At 53.0% G+C, this 15046-nt stretch carries 13 protein-coding genes and 1 pseudogene; 13 read left to right on the forward strand and 1 reads right to left on the reverse strand.

Features of this window, described 5'->3' with window-relative positions; genetic code table 11:
• Window positions 1–101: 101 nt before the first annotated feature.
• The 4 genes and pseudogenes from purL to MN084_RS01205 all read left to right on the forward strand — a co-directional run bounded on the left by purL (window position 102) and on the right by MN084_RS01205 (window position 6094).
• Entirely contained in the window at window positions 102–3992 is a 3891-nt protein-coding gene (purL, locus tag MN084_RS01190; RefSeq protein ID WP_241085183.1) for a phosphoribosylformylglycinamidine synthase, read from the forward strand.
• Between the two features lie 72 nt (window positions 3993–4064).
• Window positions 4065–4442, forward strand: coding sequence for an AzlC family ABC transporter permease (locus MN084_RS01195; RefSeq protein ID WP_241085182.1), 378 nt, complete (start codon window positions 4065–4067; stop codon window positions 4440–4442).
• Complete coding sequence (locus MN084_RS01200; RefSeq protein ID WP_241085181.1) at window positions 4439–4765, forward strand: branched-chain amino acid transporter permease; 327 nt, start codon at window positions 4439–4441, stop codon at window positions 4763–4765. Before MN084_RS01195 ends, MN084_RS01200 begins: the two co-directional genes overlap by 4 nt.
• Before the next feature lie 95 nt (window positions 4766–4860).
• Window positions 4861–6094 (forward strand): annotated as a pseudogene (locus tag MN084_RS01205) (IS256 family transposase).
• Window positions 6095–6196: 102 nt separating this feature from the next.
• On the opposite strand, the gene MN084_RS01210 reads toward MN084_RS01205, so the two are convergent.
• Window positions 6197–6583, reverse strand: a complete 387-nt coding sequence (locus tag MN084_RS01210) for a universal stress protein (RefSeq protein WP_241085180.1) — start codon at window positions 6581–6583, stop codon at window positions 6197–6199.
• Between the two features lie 257 nt (window positions 6584–6840).
• On the opposite strand from MN084_RS01210, the gene MN084_RS01215 reads away from it, so the two are divergent.
• The 9 genes from MN084_RS01215 (at window position 6841) to soxB (ending at window position 15041) form a co-directional block, all read left to right on the forward strand.
• Window positions 6841–8967 carry a PhnD/SsuA/transferrin family substrate-binding protein gene (locus tag MN084_RS01215; RefSeq protein ID WP_241085179.1) on the forward strand — a complete coding sequence of 709 codons (2127 nt, stop codon included), beginning with the start codon at window positions 6841–6843 and terminating at the stop codon, window positions 8965–8967.
• The gene (locus tag MN084_RS01220) at window positions 8964–9575 is read left to right on the forward strand and encodes a response regulator transcription factor (RefSeq protein WP_241085178.1); all 612 of its coding nucleotides are present in this window, start codon (window positions 8964–8966) and stop codon (window positions 9573–9575) included. The genes MN084_RS01215 and MN084_RS01220 overlap by 4 nt, the downstream gene beginning before the upstream one ends.
• Before the next feature lie 338 nt (window positions 9576–9913).
• Window positions 9914–10285 carry a sulfur oxidation c-type cytochrome SoxX gene (soxX, locus tag MN084_RS01225; protein WP_241085177.1) on the forward strand — a complete coding sequence of 124 codons (372 nt, stop codon included), beginning with the start codon at window positions 9914–9916 and terminating at the stop codon, window positions 10283–10285.
• A gap of 39 nt (window positions 10286–10324) precedes the next feature.
• Complete coding sequence (soxA, locus tag MN084_RS01230; protein ID WP_241085176.1) at window positions 10325–11161, forward strand: sulfur oxidation c-type cytochrome SoxA; 837 nt, start codon at window positions 10325–10327, stop codon at window positions 11159–11161.
• Window positions 11162–11217: 56 nt separating this feature from the next.
• The gene (locus MN084_RS01235) at window positions 11218–11562 is read left to right on the forward strand and encodes a SoxXA-binding protein (protein WP_241085175.1); all 345 of its coding nucleotides are present in this window, start codon (window positions 11218–11220) and stop codon (window positions 11560–11562) included.
• A 29-nt stretch (window positions 11563–11591) separates the two neighbouring features.
• Window positions 11592–12263: a rhodanese-like domain-containing protein gene (locus MN084_RS01240; protein ID WP_241085174.1), complete on the forward strand. Its 672-nt coding sequence runs from the start codon at window positions 11592–11594 to the stop codon at window positions 12261–12263.
• Between the two features lie 27 nt (window positions 12264–12290).
• Window positions 12291–12755, forward strand: a complete 465-nt coding sequence (gene soxY, locus MN084_RS01245) for a thiosulfate oxidation carrier protein SoxY (RefSeq protein ID WP_241085173.1) — start codon at window positions 12291–12293, stop codon at window positions 12753–12755.
• Window positions 12756–12824: 69 nt separating this feature from the next.
• On the forward strand, window positions 12825–13139 hold the full coding sequence (gene soxZ, locus MN084_RS01250; protein WP_241085172.1) for a thiosulfate oxidation carrier complex protein SoxZ: 315 nt from the start codon (window positions 12825–12827) through the stop codon (window positions 13137–13139).
• Window positions 13140–13262: 123 nt separating this feature from the next.
• Entirely contained in the window at window positions 13263–15041 is a 1779-nt protein-coding gene (gene soxB, locus MN084_RS01255) for a thiosulfohydrolase SoxB (protein ID WP_241085171.1), read from the forward strand.
• Window positions 15042–15046: the final 5 nt, after the last annotated feature.

The following is a 15046-nucleotide window of genomic DNA, read 5'->3' on the forward strand; positions in this document are numbered from 1 at the left end:
CGAGAGTTACCACATTCACCGCATGCCTCACTAGCATCATTTGATGGTGGTGTGGAGTATCGTTTTCTTTTTAATGGAACAACTTTTCAACAAGGTACGCAATGCTTAGCTTCCGTGGTGCACCAGCTCTCTCTGAATTTCGTCTCGATAAACTTCAGCGTCGTCTGGCAGCGGCTATCGGCCGCTCCGTCCGACTCTATGCCGAATATGCGCATTTTGCCGAGTTGGATGAGTCATTGGCAGAGAGTGAGAGGCAGGTGCTCGAACAGGTACTTCGGTACGGTCCGCATCTGCAGGAGCATGAGCCGGAAGGTACTCTGTTGCTGGTGGTGCCGCGTCCCGGAACCATTTCTCCCTGGTCTACTAAAGCGACAGATATTGCCGACAACTGCGGCCTGGATAAGGTGCAGAGACTCGAACGGGGTGTTGCCTACTATCTGATGCCTGAGGGCGAAGCCCTCAACGATGGCCAGTTGATCTCCGCAATGTCAGTGCTGCATGACCAGATGACAGAGGCAGTTTTTTTTGAGTTTGATGGTGCGGCTGCTCTTTTCTCACACGCAAAACCGAACCCCTTCATCAGTGTTGATGTTTTGGACGGTGGTACAGAGGCGTTGAAACTGGCAAACAGAGAGCTGGGCCTTGCGCTCTCCAGTGAAGAGATAGACTACCTAGTTGAGAGTTTTCAGGAGCTGGGTCGCAATCCGACGGATGTTGAACTGATGATGTTTGCCCAGGCCAATTCCGAGCACTGCCGGCACAAGATTTTCAATGCTGACTGGATTATTGATGGCAAACGCCAGCAGCATTCGCTCTTTAGTATGATCCGAAATACAACGGAGCAGTCACCAGAGAATGTTCTTTCCGCCTACAAAGATAATGCGGCGGTGATGACAGGGCATCAAGGTGAGCGGTTTATCCCGGATCCTGATAGCCACAGCTACGGGTATAATCTCGAAAATATCCATATTCTGATGAAAGTGGAAACCCATAATCATCCTACCGCTATATCACCGGGGCCTGGCGCTGCCACCGGCTCAGGGGGCGAGATCAGGGATGAGGGTGCAACGGGCCAGGGCTCCAAGCCCAAGGCGGGGCTGGCTGGCTTCTCTGTCTCAAATCTGCGGATACCCGGCGCAGAACAGCCCTGGGAGGTGGATTTCGGTAAGCCGGACCGCATTGTCTCGGCACTGGATATCATGCTGGAGGGGCCGATTGGGGGCGCCTCTTTCAATAATGAGTTTGGCCGGCCCAACCTGTGTGGTTATTTTCGGACCTTCGAGGAGGTGGTTCCGGGAGCGAATGGCGATGAGCTCCGGGGCTATCACAAGCCGATTATGCTTGCCGGTGGCCTGGGTAATATTCGCGAAGAGCATGTTCAGAAAGCGCCATTTCCAGCGGGATCGCCCCTGGCTGTATTGGGCGGCCCGGCGATGTTGATTGGTCTTGGTGGCGGGGCGGCATCTTCCATGGCCAGTGGCACCTCTGCCGAAGATCTTGACTTTGCCTCGGTGCAGCGCTCCAATCCGGAGATGGAACGGCGTTGCCAGGAGGTGATTGACCGCTGCTGGGCTAGAGGAACAGAGAGCCCGATCGTGTTTATTCATGATGTGGGTGCCGGCGGACTCTCGAATGCGCTTCCGGAGCTGGTTCATGATTCAGGAAGGGGCGGAAAATTCGAGCTGAGGACGGTGCCAAATGATGAACCCGGCATGGCGCCCATGGAGATCTGGTGCAATGAAGCCCAAGAACGCTACGTGTTAGCTATCGACATTGACAAATTGGACGAGTTTGAATCGATCTGTGAACGCGAGCGCTGCCCCTACGCCGTGGTAGGCGAGGCGATAGAGAAAGAACATCTGCTCCTGGGTGACGCCTATTTCAATAACACGCCGATCGATATACCGATGCAACTGCTGTTTGGCAAGCCCCCGGGCATGTTGCGGGATGTAAAAAGCCTGTCTTTCCATAAGCCGGCGCTCGATTTTACCGGTGTGGATCTGAAAGAGGCGGCCCTTAGGGTTTTGCGGCTGCCGACGGTCGGCAATAAAACCTTTCTCATCACTATCGGCGACCGCTCCATTACCGGCCAGGTGGCGCGGGATCAGATGGTGGGACCTTGGCAGGTTCCGGTAGCTGACTTGGCGGTCACCCTCTCTGACTATTCCGGCTATACCGGAGAAGCCATGGCGATTGGCGAGCGAACACCCCTGGCGCTGATCGATGGGCCTGCCTCAGGCCGTATGGCCATCGGCGAGGCGATTACCAATCTGGCGGCGACGGCCATCGACCAAATCAGCGATATTAAACTGTCAGCCAATTGGATGGCGGCTGCCGGCCACCCCGGAGAAGATGCCAAACTCTACGAAACCGTCAAGGCTGTGGGCATGGAGCTATGTCCCGCACTCGGCATATCCATTCCCGTGGGCAAAGACTCTATGTCGATGAAAACGGTCTGGCAGCAGGATGGTGAAGATAGAGCCATGGCTGCGCCCCTGTCCCTTATCATCACCGGATTTGCGCCTGTCAGTGATGTCCGCCGTACCCTGACCCCTCAACTGCGTACCGACCAGGGAGACAGTGATCTGATACTGATCGATCTGGGCAAGGGGGCCAATCGACTGGGAGCGTCTGTACTGGCGCAGGTCTACAAACAGGTCGGAGATCAGGGCGCGGATTTGAAAGATGCCGAAGTGCTGAAGCATCTCTTCAGCAGTATTCAGGAGCTGAATAAGGCAGATCTGCTGCTAGCCTACCATGACCGCTCGGACGGTGGTCTGTTCGTCACTTTATGTGAGATGGCCTTTGCCGGGCATACGGGCATCTCGGTCCGGTTGGACCTGCTGGGCGATGGCGATCTGGCTCTCCTCTTCAGTGAGGAGCTGGGTGCCGTTATCCAAGTCCGGCACAAAGATACGGACGAGGTGCTGAAGACGCTGCAGGATGCAGGATTGGGCAAGTACAGCCATGTGATTGGCAACCTGAACGATAAGGACCGCATCGAAATCAGCCGTGGTAACAACACGCTGCTGGGTGTGGAACGGATTAAATTGCAGCAGGCATGGTCAGTAACAACTTATGAGATGCAGGCATTACGGGATAATCCCGCTTGTGCCAGAGAAGAGTTTGAGCGCATAGCAGAAGTTGAAGATTCCGGCATGCAGGTCTTACTCACTTTCGATCCATCGGAAGAGATTGCCGCACCCATGGTCAACAGAGGGGTCAGACCCCGGGTGGCGGTGTTGCGGGAGCAGGGTGTCAATGGTCAGATCGAGATGGCCAACGCTTTTCACCGGGCCGGCTTCGACAGCGTGGATGTCCATATGTCGGATATCCTTGAGGGCAGAGTCTCTCTGGAGCATTTCAAGGGGATAGTGGCCTGTGGCGGGTTCTCTTATGGTGATGTGTTGGGTGCGGGTGAAGGCTGGGCCAAGTCGATTCTTCTTCATAGCCGTGCCCGTGACCAGTTCGAGACATTTTTTCAACGTGAGGAGAGCTTCTCACTGGGTATCTGTAACGGTTGTCAGATGCTCTCGAATCTCCATGAATTGATTCCCGGTGCTGAAAGCTGGCCCCATTTTGTACGCAACCGTTCTGAGCAGTTTGAAGGCCGCTTCGTTACGGTTGAAGTGCAGGAGAGTGCTTCTATCCTGCTTCGCGGAATGGCCGGTTCAAAACTGCCGATTGCGGTTGCCCATGGCGAAGGTCTGGCTGAGTTCCGTGACCAAGCGCACCTGAATTCAGTCGAGGACCAGGTGACACTCCGTTATATAGAGAACAGTGGTGAAGTAGCCACCCGCTATCCGGCCAACCCCAATGGCTCACCTCAGGGTATCACTGGCCTGACCAGTAAAGATGGCCGTGTCACTATCATGATGCCCCATCCGGAGCGGGTGATTCGTACCGTCCAGAACTCCTGGCACCCGGATGAGTGGGAGAGCGATGGCCCCTGGTTACGGCTGTTCCGCAATGCCAGGGTCTGGGTGGATTGATTCTAGGGTGGATCGGCTTTCTCTCATTCGTGAGGCTTTCAGGGCCTCAATGCCCGTTATTTTGCCCCTGTTATGGGGATTTTTATCTTCGCCGGGGCGGCGCAATTCATGGCGATCGGCCTGCTTACCGCCCATGCCGGTCTGTTGGAGATAGCGGTATCGACATTTATCCTCAACTCCCGCCATCTCTTTTTTGGCCTCTCCCTGCTGACCCGATACCGGGCAACCGGCCTGAAAAAGTTCTATCTGATCTTCGGCCTGACTGCCCTGTTTATGGTGCTGGTTATTGAGCAGTGGAAAAAGATACGGGAGCCTTTCCCTTTTATCGTCGCCGGAGTTTGCGCTCTGGTGGCGCTGCTATTCGTCAAGGAGCAGATGTTACTCGTTGCCATCGGACTCTCGATTATTGTTCTTGCTCTGCGTTATCGAAGTGAGAGAGACGTCGCATGAGTGATACCGGATATCTGTTGGCTGTATTTCTGGTGATGACGGTGGCCACTTTCCTCACCCGTGTGATCCCTTTCATTGCGCTGAAAAACAAGGGTGAACACCCGCTGTTGATGCTTCTTGGGCGCTACATGCCTCCCTCCATCATGACTATTCTGGTGATATACAGCCTGAAGTCTGTGGATATGATGCAACCTCCTTTCGGTGCAAATGAACTGCTGGCCCTCTCATTGACCAGTCTGGTTCGTCTATTGAAAGGTCATGCGCTGCTCAGCATTTTCTCTGGCACGGCCTTCTATATGGTTGCGTTGCAGATGGAGTTATAACTGAAAGTGTTGTTTGAAAGGAATTGAAAAAGAGCGGGGTATCTGGTTGATTTGTTGTTGCGAGACATCAAAACAACCATTGGAGATACGCCACCATGAGTAAGAATAACGTTGTTAAGCTGGCAGGTCGCGATACGATTATCGATCCGCTGACAGAGTTGCTGAGAAGCGGTGCAGAGCAGTTGATCTACCAGGCGGGTGGAGGCCGAGCTGCTGGAGCTGTTGGCGGAGCACGTCGAGCGACGGACAGAGGATGGCAAGACGGGTGTGGTGCGTAATGGTCACCTGCCAGCTCGTAAACTGCAGACAGGATTGGGGCCGGTCACGGTCAAGATCCCCAAAATACGAGCGAAGACCGGCGAGCCGGTGACGTTCCGATCAGCTCTGGTGCCGCCGTATGTACGCAAGACGAAGTCACTGGAAGCGGCGCTGGCGTGGCTCTACCTGAAGGGGATTTCCAGTGGAGAGATGGGTGAAGCCCTGAAAGTGCTGGTGGGTCCGGATGCAACAGGCTTGTCGGCCGGCACGGTGTCGCGTCTGAAGCAGGTCTGGGCAGAAGAATATCGGGGCTGGTGCGAGGAGCGTCTGGATAAGGGCCATTGGGTGTATGTGTGGGCAGACGGGGTCTACAGCGGACAGAGAGCAGACGAAGCTGTGTGCCCTAGTGGTGATCGGCGTGGTGAGAAGCATTTTCTGGCAATTGAGGATGGTGTACGGGAGTCCGCACAGAGCTGGCGGGAGGTACTGTTGAAACTGAAGTCATGCGGACTGACCCCGCCAAAATTGGCGATCGGTGACGGTGCCATGGGATTCTGGGCTGCGCTGGAGGAAGTGTATCCGGAGACGCGCCAGCAGCGCTGCTGGATGCACAAGACCATGAACGTGCTGAACTGCCTGCCAAGGTCAGCTCAGCCGAAAGCGAAGCAGGCACTGCATAACATCTGGCAGTCGGAGACCCAGGCCGATGCGGAAAAGGCCTTTGATCTGTTTATCAAAACGTATGAGCCAAAGTATCCGGAGGCTGCCATCTGTCTGCACAAAGACCGAGAGGAACTGATGGCTTTCTATCAATTTCCTGCGCAGCACTGGCAGAGCATTCGGACCAGCAATCCGATTGAATCCACCTTCGGGACAATCCTCCATCGAACCAGGCGTTCCAAGGGCTGCCTATCGCGTGACGGCATGCTACACATGACGTTCAAACTCGGCATGTGTGCCGAGAAGACGTGGAGACGATTACGGGGTTTCGATTACCTGGCGAAGGTGATAACCGGAATCAAATTTAAAGAGGGTGTTGAGGTAGCAGGAGTCGATCAGGTCGCCGCTTGATTCAACTGGCTAAACACCAGATTTGACTATAACTTTTGCAGATGGGATTGTTTGTTTAACGACGCAGGCCGGGATGACGGCCCACTAGTCAACACCGTTCGATCAAGAGCCCTTCCCGACTCTCACTGCAAGCACATCGCAGGGTGCCAGATGGAGCACGCCGTTGGCGGTGGAGCCAAGGAGCAGTTGCAGTCCGTGGCGGCCGTGGCTGCCAATAACGATCAGATCGGCATCCTGATCATTCGCTATCCGGATAATCTCCCGCTTGGGCGTGCCAATCTCAACAAAGCGAGTGGATTCTGAGAGTTGATGGCGCTCGGCAAGTTGCTCCAGTTTGATCTCCGCCTGTTCAGCGATGCGTTGATCGAGATTCAGATCCTCGGGGAGTGGAATCTCTCCGGTGTACATGGTGCCGCTGTACTCAACGACATGAATCAGGGAGAGCTTGGCACCATTTTGCTGTTGCAGTTCAATTGCTTTTTCAATCACCGAGCCTTTTTCATCTGAGAAATCTGTGGTTAAAAGGATATGCTGAATAGTTTGCCATGGTAAATTCCCTCGCTGCTGCCTCTCCACCCCCCCCCCCCCCGCTGTCGTGGGGCTGATGGGTTGCCATAAAGTTGCGAAGTGTTGATCTAACCTGCCGAATCAGGGATCACTTGTCAGTACTGGCAGAATTACGTAGTCTCAAAAAGTCTCTTCCGGAAGATGGTTTTTGTATGCGGCTTGGATTCCTGATACTGATTTTGTCTCTGCAACTGCTGTTCGGCTCTGCCTGGGCTGAAGATACGCTTATACGGGTCGGTGTGTTGAGCCACCGGGGCGATCAGGCCACGGTAAAAATGTGGTCGCCCACGGCCGATTATTTAACCGGCGAGATACCCGGTCATCGATTTGAAATTTCCCCGCTGCATTTTGATGAGGTGGACCCGGCGGTAAAATTTGGCCAGGTCGATTTTATTCTGGTCAATCCGGGTATCTATGTGAACCTGGAGGTTCGCTACCGGATATCCCGTATATCAACCCTGAACAATCTGGTGGGAGATGTCTCTCTTAATACTTTTGGAGGGGTTATTTTTACCCGCTATGACAGAAAAGATATCAATTCGATTGAAGATCTGCGCGGTAAGCATTTAATGGCGGTTGATAAGACCTCTCTCGGTGGTTTTCAGATGGCCTGGCGTGAGCTCAAGGCCAGCGGTGTTGACCCTTCAAAGGATCTCTCCCAACTTTCATTTGGCGGCATTCACGATGACGTGGTGATGGCGGTTAAAGACGGCCGGGTCGATGCGGGCACGGTGCGTACCGATATCCTGGAGCGGATGGCGGTGTCAGGGGATATTCACCTGGATGATTTCAAAATCATTAATCCGCGGTCAAATCCGGAATTTCTGTTCGTCCGCAGTACGCGGCTCTATCCTGAGTGGCCATTCAGTAAGGTTCAGCACACCTCCAATGAACTGGCGCAACGGGTGGCGGTAGCTTTGCTGAATATGCCGGTGGAGCACCCCGCAGCCAAAGCGGGGCGATATGCCGGATGGACTATTCCTCTGGATTACCAGCCGGTGCATGAGCTTTTCCGGGATCTGCATTTGCCGCCTTATCAGAATCTAGGGCGTTTCACGCTGCAGGATGCGATAAAAAAGTACTGGTACTGGCTGGCGGCAAGTCTGGTTTTCCTCGTCTTCATGGCATTTATGACGACCTGGATCGCACGCCTGAACCGTGAGCTGAAGAAAGCAAAACAGTATCTGGAACGGCAGTATGAGTTGATATTGAACTCGGTGGGAGATGGCATTTGCGGTGTGGATATGCACGGGGATGCAACCTTCGTCAATCAGGCAGTAGAGCAGATCACCGGCTGGAACGAGGATGATTTGATTGGTAAAAACCAGCATGAATTGCTGCACCACACTCGGGCGGATGGACGTCCGCATCCGGCGGAAGAGTGTCCTGTCTATGCCACCTATCTGGATAGCGTCCCACGATTTGTCAGCGATGATATCTTCTGGAAAAAGGACGGTGGCAGTATTCCGGTGGAGTACTCCAGTACACCGATAAAAGATCACCAGGGGCAGACGGTGGGCAGTGTAGTGGTGTTCCGTGATATCAGTGAGCGTAAGCAGGCGGAGGAGGTGGTCAGGCAGCATCAGATGGAGCTGGCTCATGTTGCCCGGCTGAATACCATGGGTGAGATGGCCTCCGGTATTGCCCACGAGCTGAACCAGCCTCTCACGGCGATTGCCACCAATGCCCACGCCTGTATTCGCATGTTGGAGAGCGGTGGCTCCCAAAGGGAACGGTGTGCCGATGTTATGGAACGTATTGGTGCCCAGGCTGAACGGGCCGGAGAGATTATTCGTCAGCTGCGTCAGTTTGTCCTCAAGGATCAGCCGGAGCTCAGTCTCATCGATCTCAACCAGGTGATTAACGGGGTGATGCTGCTGTTGAAGCCTGAAATCAGGCGGGCGGAGGTGCAGGTCAGACTGCTCCTGGAGGGTAATGTCGGCAAAGTGCTGGCTCAGCACGTCCAGATTGATCAGGTGATACTCAACCTGGCGCGAAATGCCATTGAAGCGATGGCTGATTGCACGGAATGTGACCGGATATTGACCATACGTACCTCATCAAAACACCCGGGTATGGTGGTGGTAACAGTGGAAGATACCGGGCCAGGCCTTGATGAGAGTGTGGCGTCCGAGCTGTTTAACCCGTTTGTGACCACCAAGCCCGATGGAATGGGGCTTGGCCTTTCAATTAGTCAGGGTATTATTGAAGCCCACAAAGGCAGGCTATATCTTGATTCAGAGAGCGGAAAAGGGGCGGTTTTCCGGTTTTCACTGCCGATAGAGTCCGGGGAGAATCAGCAATGACTCAAGATGTAACGGTTTTTATTGTCGATGATGATCAGGAGGTGCGTGATGCACTGCAGCTTCTGATGGAGTCTGTTGGACTTGCTGTGGAGACGTTTGAGTCTGCCCAGGCTTATCTCGATGCCTTCGATGCCACACGCCCCGGTTGCCTGGTATTGGATGTGCGTATGCCCGGTATGGGCGGCCTGGATCTGCAGGTCTATCTGAAATCAGAATCCCTGCACCCTCCCATTATCATCATCACAGGCCACGGTGATGTACCCATGGTGGTCCGTGCCGTCCAGGCAGGGGCGGTGGATTTTATCGAAAAACCGTTTAACGATCAGTCCCTTCTGGACAGTGTTCATCGCGCCATTGAACAAGATGCGGAACAGCGGGGCCAGGCTTCCAGGCTTGCGGATATTAAAGAGCGACTGGATCGCCTGACACCGCGGGAGAGAGAAGTGCTGGAACTTGTGGTGGCAGGAAAGCGCAATAAAGTGATCGCCGCAGATCTCGATGTGAGCCAATCCACTGTCGAGGCACATCGGGCTAAAGTGATGGAGAAGATGGAAGCCGACAGCCTGTCCGATCTGATGCGCATGGTGCTGACACTAGAGCTGCCATAATACTCGACCCTCGCCACATTCGGAAAACAATAATGCATACCGGATAATCTAGGCAGATCCATCTTTTTCCTGCTGCACCTATTACGGAAAACCCCAGCAGGCGCTCCAGTATCTCCCAATTTTATTTACTCTGCGGAGTTTCCATAATCGGCATGGCCTGAAGATTTGTATATTCACTCTGCTTTTTCAGATGCCCGCGTATCGTCTAGTCAGACCCTGAATAAGCAAGCGAAAAGGTAAAAATGGTTGGCTGATTTGTCTGGTGATCAACGCAATTTGCGCTTGCTTCTCCTTATCGGCTATTCCCACCCAGCATCCGCCTTGTAAGGAGGACGATGATGATAAAAATCAGAAAACGACTAGTGATTGTGGCGGCAGCATTCGCTGTTTTGACTGGTTGCTCAATAGTGGGCTCCAGTGCATTTGCAGCCAGTGCGAGCGATGTGTCGGAAGGTAAAAAATTGGCGTTTGGCCGTACCAAAGGCAATTGCCTTGCATGTCATATGATTGAAGGCGGCAGTGCCCACGGCAATATTGCGCCACCGCTGGTCGCCATGAAGGCTCGGTATCCGGCAAAGGCAAAACTGACGGCGCAGATCTCAGATGCTTCAAGGATGAATCAGGAAACGATGATGCCGCTATTTGGTGCCCACGCGATTCTTTCGGAAGCAGAGATAGATAAGATCGTCGATTTCGTTTTGTCGCTGTAGTCGGCGGCTGAGAGCAATAATTTTGGAGAAGAGTGAATTATGGATAAGTTGCTGAAGCTTACTGTAGCGCTGGTCATGACTGTGGGTGCCGTACTGAATGTGCAGGCATCGCCAGATGAAGACCGGGCTACCTACAAGACATACTACGAGGGGCGGTTTCCAGGCGTTCCTTTTGAAGATTATGCTAATGGTGTTTATGCTATTGATAAGGTCGGACGCGAGAACTGGGAAACGATTGAAGAGTTTCCTCCCTACGAGCTGTTCATCGATGAGGGCGAGGCGATGTGGGAGAAGCCTTTTGCCAATGGCAAAGGTTATAAGGATTGCTTCCCTGAAGGTCCAGTCATTGCCCAGAATTACCCCAGTTGGGATAAAAAGCAGAGTATAGTGATGACACTGCCCTTGGCATTGAACCAGTGCCGTGAGGCGAATGGTGAAAAACCGCTGAATTATAAGAAGGGTTCAATCAACAATATTGCCTCTTATATTGCATACCAATCCCGCGGCAAGATGACCAATGTGGTGGTTCCTGAAGATGATCCCCGTGCAATGGAGGCCTACGAAAAGGGCAAGAAGTTCTATTTTACCCGTCGCGGCCAACTCAATTTCTCTTGTGCCAGTTGCCATATGCAGAGTGTCGGTATGCAGATTCGCTCTGAAATACTCAGCCCGGCGCTGGGCCATACGACTCACTTTCCGGTGTATCGGTCAAAGTGGGGTACCGTTGGCACACTGCATCGCCGTTTTACTGGCTGTAACAAAAACATCAGGGCAAAGCCTTTCAAGGCTCAGGGTGAAGAGTACCGTAATCTGGAGTACTTCCTGACCAGCATGAGTAACGGCCTTGAGTTGAATGGCCCAGGCGCCCGGAAATAACCAAACCTGGGTGTGAGTGTTGCACCTGCAGGGAGAACGAGATTTGGAGTGTGAACATGAGAATAGAATATATGTTGGGCGTACTGGTCCTGATGGCTTTTGCCATGGATGGTATCAGTAACAGCCTAGCGGCGGAGGCAGCAAAAGCGGCTGATCCAACGGCCATAAAGGCGACTCAGGCAATCGCCGATGCGGATATAGCCAGAAAAAAGGCGGCATCGGTAGCGGGCGAATGGCGAGACACCGGTAAAATGATCAAAAAAGCCAAGAAGCTTGTTGATGAGGGTGATTTTCCAGCTGCCATCAAATTGGCAGGTAAAGCCCAGCAGCAGGGTGAACTGGGTTATGATCAGGCTGTTGCACAAACACAGCTGCGGTTACCTTCATACCTGAAGAACTGATACTGAAACCCACTAGGAGAATACGCATAATGAACTATGCAAGGGCATTAATGGCACTCTTGCTGGCTGGCGGGCTTGCGATATCCGGTTTGGCTGCGGCAGAGCATGGCGGCAAGATAACCCCTACGCTGCACAGCGTGGACGTAGTGCACAATGGTAAGGACGTGACCATCTCGCGTACGTCAGACAAGAGTGCGATGATCCCCAAAGCTTATGCCAAAACAGCCCGGGTCTGCACACCTTTCTGTATCCAGCCGATGCAGGTTGCCTCGGGTGTGGAGACGGTTGGTGAACTGGAAGTTTTGGGTTATCTGAAACGGATCAGTAACGGCGACCGTAAAGTGATGGTGGTGGACTCACGTTCCCCCGAGTGGATTCGGCGTGGCACCATCCCAGGATCGGTCAACATCCCATGGAATAAAATCAATGTGGATGTCCAGGGTACTTTCGATATTGAGACAGAAGCAGAGACGTTAAATCACATTCTGACCAGACAGTTCAATGCCAAATTGAGCAACGGTAAATGGGATTTCCGCAATGCCAAGACTCTGGTGCTGTTCTGTAATGGTAGCTGGTGCCCCCAATCTTCGGTTAATATCAAGACACTGACCAAGCTGGGTTACCCTTCATATAAGCTGAAGTGGTATCGTGGCGGCATGCAGTCTTGGGTCAGCCTTGGCTTGACCACAGTTTCTAATTGAACGAATAAATATTTAGGAGTGAAAATTATGAAACGCAGGATTTTTCTTAAGGGCTCGATGACAGCCGGGGCGTTGGGTGTAGCCGTAGGTGCTGGACTTTTGATCCCTTCAGTTGTGCTTGCGGCCTGGCCTGAGAGTGCTTTTAAAGCGAAGAACGTTGGCGATGCCATGAGAGAGCTGACAGGCTTTGACGCGATTGAAGAGAGTGGTGATATTAAAGTTAAAGCCCCTGATATTGCTGAAAATGGCGCAGTTGTACCGATTAGTGTTACCACCAGCATCAGTGGTGTTGAGTCTATCTCTATTGTCGCTCCCAGCAACCCTTCTCCTCTGGTGGCCAGTTTTGCCCTGGGTGCTGGTTCGCAAGGTTACGCCTCTACCCGTATCAAAATGGGTAAGAGCGGCGATGTCATTGCCGTGGTGAAAGCCGGAGGCAAGCTTTACAGCGCCAAGAAAGGCGTCAAAGTAACCATCGGTGGTTGCGGTGGTTAACACCGATTGTTTGAGCCGCCCCGTACACAGTAACTGTGCATGACACGCCAAAAGGCTGAGGAACAGGTAATGGCAAAAAAGAGTATTAAGATTCGCGCCAAACACAAAGGCGGAGTGACAACAGTAAAAGCCTTGATGGCCCACCCAATGGAGACAGGTGCTCGTAAAGACAAGAAGACAGGGAAACTAATTCCTGCCCACTTCATCCAGGAAGTGACCTGCGATATGGGCGGAACGAATTTGATGACGGCGGCCTGGAGTGGCGGCGTCTCGAAGAACCCTTACCTCTCTTTCAAGTTTGAAGGTGGAAAAGGGGAGACTCTGACACTGAAGTGGGTGGATAACCAAGGTAACTCCGACTCTATGGAAGCCGTCGTCAAATAACAGCTATTCTGTTCCGGACCACTGGGGAAATGAGTTCCTTCCTCAGTGGTCCACTCCTCTTGTAATTTCTTATTTATCAATATGTTGATATCAGGGATACTGTGCCTGGGGGGTTAATTTTCGATGACCATTTCAAGACGAGAATTCATAGGCCTGATGGGAATGGCGGGCATGGCAGGCATGCTGCCGGGATCTGCCTTCTCTGCAGCAAGAAAACCATCTGATTTATATGAAGTTCCCCGCTTTGGCAACGTCTGCCTCATGCATATGACCGACTGTCATGCGCAATTGAATCCGGTCTATTTTCGTGAGCCGAATGTCAACATGGGCATAGGTGGCGCTTACGGTAAGGCGCCTCATCTGGTCGGCGAAAATTTGCTGAAACACTTTGGTGTGGAGCAGGGTAGTATTGAAGCTCACGCCCTCAGTTATCTCAATTTTAACAATGCGGCCAATGAGTATGGCCGGGTTGGTGGGTTCTCTCACTTGGCCAATCTGGTCAAGCGTCTTCGGGCAGAACGTGGTGATGGCAACAGCCTGCTACTGGATGGCGGTGATACCTGGCAGGGTTCCGGCACCTCCTACTGGACCCGGGGCAAGGATATGGTCGGTGCCTGTAATCTGCTGGGAGTGGATGTGATGACCGGGCACTGGGAGTTCACCTATCAAGATAGCGAGATTATCGAGAATATTGGTGAATTTAACGGTGAGTTTATAGCGCAGAATGTCAGTGTCACGGAAGACGCGCTGTTTGATTATAAATTCAGCGACTTTGACGGCTTTGATGAAGATGAGGGGCATGCATTCAAGCCTTACACCATGAAAGTTATCAACGGCACCAAGGTTGCCGTTATTGGCCAGGCATTTCCCTATACGCCAATCGCCAACCCCCAGCGCTTTATCCCCGACTGGACTTTCGGTATCCAGGACGAGCGCATGCAGGAGACGGTCGATGCCGTGCGTGGGCTTGAGAAGCCCGATGTGGTTGTCGTGCTGTCCCACAACGGAATGGATGTCGATCTGAAAATGGCCTCCCGCGTGAGCGGTGTCGATGTGATCTTTGGTGGGCATACCCATGATGGCATGCCGGCGCCCACGTTGGTGAAAAATAGGAGTGGCAAGACCCTGGTGACCAATGCCGGTTCCAACGGCAAATTCCTGGGTGTGATGGACCTGGATGTACGTAACGGAAAAGTGCAGGGTTATCAGTACCGTCTGGTACCCATATTCTCCAACCTGCTGGCTGCAGACAGTGAGATGCAGTTTTACATTGATAAGGTCAGAGCACCTTATAAAGAGAAGCTGGAAGAGAAGCTGGCTGTTGCCGAAGAGACCCTCTATCGGAGAGGTAACTTCAACGGCACTTTCGATCAGGTGATCTGCGATGCCCTGCGAAAAGTGGAAGATGCACAGATATCACTCTCCCCCGGCTTCCGCTGGGGCACCACCGTGCTGCCAGGTGAGGCCATTACAATGGGCAATGTGATGGACCAGACCTGCATCACCTATCCGGAGACCTATCGTCGCGAGATGAGTGGCGCCGATATCAAGGCGATTCTGGAAGATGTTTCCGACAACCTTTTCAATCAGGACCCCTACTTCCAGCAGGGTGGTGATATGGTGCGCCTGGGTGGACTAGACTATGTCTGTGACCCGAATAAGCTCTTTGGCAAGCGCGTCACCAACATGACCCTGGATGATGGCACCCTCATTGACGCGAGAAAGGGCTATACTGTGGCCGGTTGGGCAACCGTCGGCTCGAAATCTCCCGGCCGTCCGATCTGGGACGTGGTGGCTGATTATCTGCGCGACAAGAAAACAGTCAAGATCGAAAAACTCAACACACCAACGCTGGTTGGCGTAAAGGGTAACCCCGGTATTTCCGGTTACTCCCAGGGATAAGGTGT

It is taken from the genome of Candidatus Vondammii sp. HM_W22, assembly GCF_022530855.2.
Classification (GTDB): Bacteria; Pseudomonadota; Gammaproteobacteria; order Chromatiales; family Chromatiaceae; genus Vondammii.